This is a genomic window from Hassallia byssoidea VB512170 (assembly GCF_000817785.2).
In the GTDB taxonomy this organism is placed as follows: domain Bacteria; phylum Cyanobacteriota; class Cyanobacteriia; order Cyanobacteriales; family Nostocaceae; genus Hassallia; species Hassallia carrinoi.
This window is the reverse complement of sequence record NZ_JTCM02000192.1, coordinates 1-5,335: the sequence shown is the minus strand read 5'-3', so window position 1 is coordinate 5,335 and position 5,335 is coordinate 1. Positions and strand designations below refer to the sequence as shown.

General features: G+C 39.9%; 6 protein-coding genes. All 6 read left to right on the top strand.

The window, feature by feature from the left end:
- On the top strand, nt 1–256 hold a 256-nt coding region (locus tag PI95_RS36530), incomplete at its 5' end, for a hypothetical protein (protein WP_236117324.1).
- Between the two features lie 165 nt (nt 257–421).
- On the top strand, nt 422–1,444 hold the full coding sequence (locus tag PI95_RS34390) for an amidohydrolase family protein (protein WP_163519461.1): 1,023 nt from the start codon (nt 422–424) through the stop codon (nt 1,442–1,444).
- 123 nt (nt 1,445–1,567) lie between these two features.
- Nucleotides 1,568–2,185, top strand: coding sequence for a hypothetical protein (locus PI95_RS34385; RefSeq protein WP_163519460.1), 618 nt, complete (start codon nt 1,568–1,570; stop codon nt 2,183–2,185).
- 212 nt (nt 2,186–2,397) lie between these two features.
- Nucleotides 2,398–2,994 (top strand): hypothetical protein, encoded by a 597-nt coding sequence (locus tag PI95_RS34380; RefSeq protein WP_163519459.1) that lies wholly within the window; start codon nt 2,398–2,400, stop codon nt 2,992–2,994.
- A 111-nt stretch (nt 2,995–3,105) separates the two neighbouring features.
- Nucleotides 3,106–4,209, top strand: coding sequence for a hypothetical protein (locus PI95_RS34375; RefSeq protein ID WP_038106293.1), 1,104 nt, complete (start codon nt 3,106–3,108; stop codon nt 4,207–4,209).
- A 240-nt stretch (nt 4,210–4,449) separates the two neighbouring features.
- A partial coding sequence (locus PI95_RS34370) for a hypothetical protein (protein ID WP_201280724.1) occupies nt 4,450–5,335 on the top strand: 886 nt, incomplete at its 3' end.

The window sequence follows — 5,335 nt, the reverse complement described above, 5'->3', positions numbered from 1 at the left end:
AGTTAGTGAGTTTTTGAAAAGAGCTAAGATTTGCATGCATGTTTTCCCCATCAGATTATTTGAGATTGACAAAGCATCGCAACACAAAGAGAATCGAGAATATGTGGAGTCGATCGAAAACGAAGTCATTGCCCAGATTTCATCTCGTTACGGCGTGCAAGCTATACTAAATTCGAGATGGCCGAAGGCCGGGCGAAGTTTATCTTCGGACGTTGCTGAATATGTGAGTCAAATCGTAACCACCGCCTGCCCATAACATGATATTGGCAAAACCGGCCGCCAGTCCTTGTGGTTCACAGTTCCTGTCGGCCCGCTTCGCCAATACCTGAACCTTTGGCTTTAATGTTTCCTTTAGCTGTTTGAAGCATTCGTTTGTGGAAAACTCCTTTTTTGGAATCTCATTAAATTATATCTCTGCCAAATGCTTAAAACTTACGGCCTTATTATCGTTGCCATCTCCTTTACACAGTTATTAAAAGCCCAAAAAAAGCCTTTGCCAGTAATTGACATGCACCTGCATGCACTTGGAGCAAACGATCAGGGGCCAGCACCACAGAGTGTGGGAGCACCTTTTACTGACTTGGGATTGAACGATCCAAAAGATGATTTTCGCAAGGTATTTATGAAGGCAGTCAAAACAGGAATGTGGGCTGACCATCATATAACATCGCCTACAACTGATGATTCGCTACGACAAATGACCCTGTCCGTACTTCGGAAAAACAATATTTATGCAGCTACAAGTGGCGAAATTGAGAAGGTAAGAAGATGGAAAGCCGAAGCTCCTGATCGTATTATGAGCAGTATTCAATGGACGTTTGGTCTGGAGAAAGCAGAAGGACTAACCCTTGATTCATTGGAAAAGCTTTTTCGATCAGGAGAGTTTAAAGTGTTTGGTGAAATCAGCATACAATATGAGGGCTACACAGCAAGCGATTCTGCTTTTGAACCCTACTTGGCAATGGCTGAACGTTTAGATATTCCGGTTGGCATCCATGTAGGTCCAGGACAACCCGGAGCACCCTATGTCTTTGCCACAAATTATAGAGCAAGATTACACAGTCCTCTAGTTCTAGAAGAAGCATTACTACGCCATCCAAAATTAAGGGTCTATGCGATGCATGCTGGTTGGCCAATGCTGGATGATATGCTGGCGACCTTGTATACGCATCCTCAGCTTTATGTCGATTTAGGTGTCATTTGCTACATGATTCCAACAAAAGAGTTTTACTATTATTTAGAACGTTTGGTGAATGCAGGATTTGGCAAACGAATTATGTTTGGGTCAGACAATATGATTTGGCCGCAGTCGATAGAACTCGGCATTCAAACTATTAATAAAGCACCTTTTCTTTCTCCTACTCAAAAGAGAGACATTTTATTTAATAATGCAGCCCGCTTTCTTCGCTTGACAGAAAAAGAAATAAAAGCGATGCACGAATGAACCCTACGGCCAACATGCGCTTTGTAAAAGTGGGGCTGAATTGTTGAAGTGAAGCGACATATTTACAAATATCCCACCTTCACAACGCGCTGCACCGTTAGCTGGTATGCTACTCTACATCATATGCTAATTAAAATTAATCGACAAGAAGCAATTTCAAAATATCCAAAACTTCCCTTGCGTGCATACAATTCGGAGAAGGAAGATTACGACTTTTTTTATCCGGAGACTTTTACTGGTTATGTTTTGACACTTCCTTCTAAATCATTTAAAGGACACATTAAATTATTAGGAAAAGAAATTGCCGATTTAACAACACACTTAGGTTTCAACAAACTAATATTCCTTGGTGACCTAACTATCCCTTGGTTATATCTTGACCATAACTTCAAACAAGCCAAAGAGGCCTTGCAATTTTTGGCAGACAATAAAATTGGGAGAAGATTTACCGGAGCACTACAGGTTGACACTGATCAACTACCAACTTTTGTAAAACATTTATCCTGGCTGGTACGCACAAATGCAATTCTTCCTTATGTTCATTTCATCGACCCTGGCCAAAACGTTATTGGTACCATTTGCCAATACGGAAATTTACACATTTATACAGTGAACAAAAAAGCCAATAAGCTTTTAGAGAAATTAATTGACCAAAGTAAATTTGAGTGTTTAACTGAGCTCACTTGCGACAATAAATTTTCAAAAATCAGTGCTATTAAAGGAAGACAACTTAATGTGTGACGGGGAACCACCAGCAGTTAACATTGGTTTTTATTCAAGTCGGGCATAACAGCAAACATCAGCTTACTGCAAATCCAGGCTGTATTTCGGGCTGGACAACCAACTGTCAACTTAGTTCTTAAATTCAATTTTATATTTTCAATCAGCAGCGGCTATGTGCAGACGGAATTCTAATTCCTAACCTGCATAAAGCCCTGTTCGCGGTAAACAATATGGCTAAGATCTTCAATATACTGGGTCTGATCGTATTTCTTGCAAGTTGCGGGACGACAATTAGCACATTTCCAACCAGTGACGCCGACAAAATGGGCGTGAAATCGAATAGGTTCAGGGGCACAGCATTTTCACGATCCTATCGGACCCATAATCTCCTCGTCGACACTTTGAACAGATTTACCCCTACACAAGAGGATATTGCACTTGCTGAGTGGATTTTGCGACATGAGATCGGGAAGGCTAATAAGGCCCGGATTAATCAATTTGGGCAGTATCCTTTCATCGACCGAAGTCTCCATAAATACTTCCGACAGTATATTGGTGTTTTTGCTCCAAACGGTGACCTAATTATTGAAGTTAATTTGCATTGGGATCGAGTCACGCTTTTTGATCGGGTGAGGGGTCATTGGGACGGCCGGCTTGACTATTCATCCGATTACAGTGTAACACTGGATGGTGGTAGCCGCTACTGGCAGGTAGGGGTGAATCTTACCACCCGGACGCTTTCTGGACTTTCGATTAATGGTGTTGCTGCACGTAAGACTGCCTACAACATTGGTTATCCGTCATTGCGGGCGACGAATAGGAACTGATCAAGAGTAATTCTGTTCAACTTTATAACCAGGGCTGGGCGACGGGATCACAGAATGCCGGCTACGAACCCATCAAACGTTTTTATTAATTTGTAACCTTCTTATAGCAACATGCTTGGCCTAACCGGGCGGCAAGATTTCAAGTTCCCGGCCTGCGCAACCACTTTAACGTTAGCAGCCATTATATTTGAACACATCATGCGAATTTTTCCAGCAGCTTTTATTTTGACACTTTTCTTTTTGACTTCTTGCAAGAATTTAAAAGAGCATGAATGGAGTGCATTGCCAGAAGTGACCAAGATAAGCGAACTACAACAAACGGAGTTTGTTCCGACATTAGAAAGTCCTATTAATGGCAACAAAAATGTTGTTTACGCAACAGCCTTTCTTTTTGCATGGGACAAAGTTAAACAGGAATTGAAACTGCCAATAGCATTGACGGACAGAAACTCAGATGAATTCAAATTAGTTAACCAGTCAGCTTCTTATAAAAACACGATGACAGATAATGAGTACTCTGCGGAAGTGGAAACTGTGGACGATGTAATCATAGCCAGGGCATTTTTCAATAAGACATTACCCTTTCCTTCAAGACTTCAGAAAATTGAGAAACCTATACTTTTTAATAATACAAACGTTTTAGCTTTCGGCATTCAATCCTATGACGAAGAAGCGGCAAAGTTTACAGAAATTGTTTATTACAAAAATGACGATAACTTTATTCTTAAGCTGACACCAAAGGATAAGGAACATCAAATATTACTTGCAAAAGGCTTAGACAAAGTGGCAAATCTTATGGCTGCTGTTGAACAAACGAAGAAATTGACTAACGCAGGCAGCAAAGAAAGGACATCACCTAAAGTAGCGTGGAAGTATGTGCTTAATGACATTGATATATTCTCCATTCCGACCATCAAATTCAACATCGAGGCAAACTATAGTGACATTGAAGGACAGACTTTTACAACAAAGGGTAATCTGCACCATGTTGAAGTAGCATATCAAAGGACTGGTTTCATTCTCAATGAAAATGGAGCAGTGGTAGAAAGTGAAGCTAGCTTCGCTTTGGACAGTGCTTCAGCGGAACCAGTAAAAATTGTGCCAAAGAAAATGTTGTTTGACAAACCATTCTTTGTAATCATTAAACGGGCAAATAGTAACAATCCGTATTTTGTCATGTATGTTCAAAATACTGAATTGTTGACGAAAGAATAACAGCTGCTGACATTGGTTTTGCAATTTGGCGGCTAATGAATAAGTTCTGAAGGATTGTACTGCTATTGAACTTTAGTAATGAATTTAAACTGACGAACCACAGAACGCCTCCACATCGCAAAGCCGTGAAACCCAGCAGCGGTTCGGCCTGACGAATCAGCGAATATCTGCACGGCAGAAAGCCCTGAACGTTGTGTGCAATTCTAAAAGGCAGTACCTTGTGTTCTGACAAAACAAAAAATGAAGTACCGTTACTTGTTTATACCATTATTCCTTCCCACATTATGTTTTGGACAAGACGCAAATATTGCTCAAACAGAGCAGGCAAAAACTGCATTGCACCAAGCCAATACTGGTAAAATATTTTTTACAGAAAAGCATATTAACAACGAAATTCTTGCCCCAGAGGATTTCCTTAGAAATTATAAACTTACCCATAAAAGCAACCTTTTTTTTGTTGCGTTTTTCAATAATTCGCTAACAAATTATAAGCATCAGCTCTTGCCAGAGTTCTCAAAAGACACACTCTTTAAACTTGGCAATTATCAGTTTACCATATTTATAGACAACAAATTAACTTATCAAAGCAACCTTATTCCAGGTGCTCCACAAGAAAAGAATCAGGATGTTGACACCTATTTGAACCGTCCTTTTATTGACAATGAAAACGGGCAGGGGACCTGGAGCGAATCTTTCTGGAATCGTTTTATGAACAATGGAGGCGACAAACTTTTGACAGACGGAAATCATTTACTGAGAATGGAAATTCGCCCCTATGTAAAGACAGATAGCATAAAGATTGGTGAACTAATGGCAGCAGGCGAACTTAGGATACAAGTTTCAAGACACTCAAAAATTGATATAAAGAATGTTAGGCTAAATAAAATTGCACCATACAAGGGAATCGGGGTTTCTAACGCCTATTTTGATGAAAAGAAAATCAGGCAACTAAAGGCAGCAATCAACGAGGGAATATTTAAAAAGATAAATAGTGTCGTTGTTTTAAAGGAAGGTAAAATTTTATTAGAAGAATATTTTAATGGCGAAGACAGAAATTCGTTGCACGACCCACGTTCTGTGGGAAAGTCTTTTGTGTCAACGTTAATAGGAATTTCAATTAAGGAGA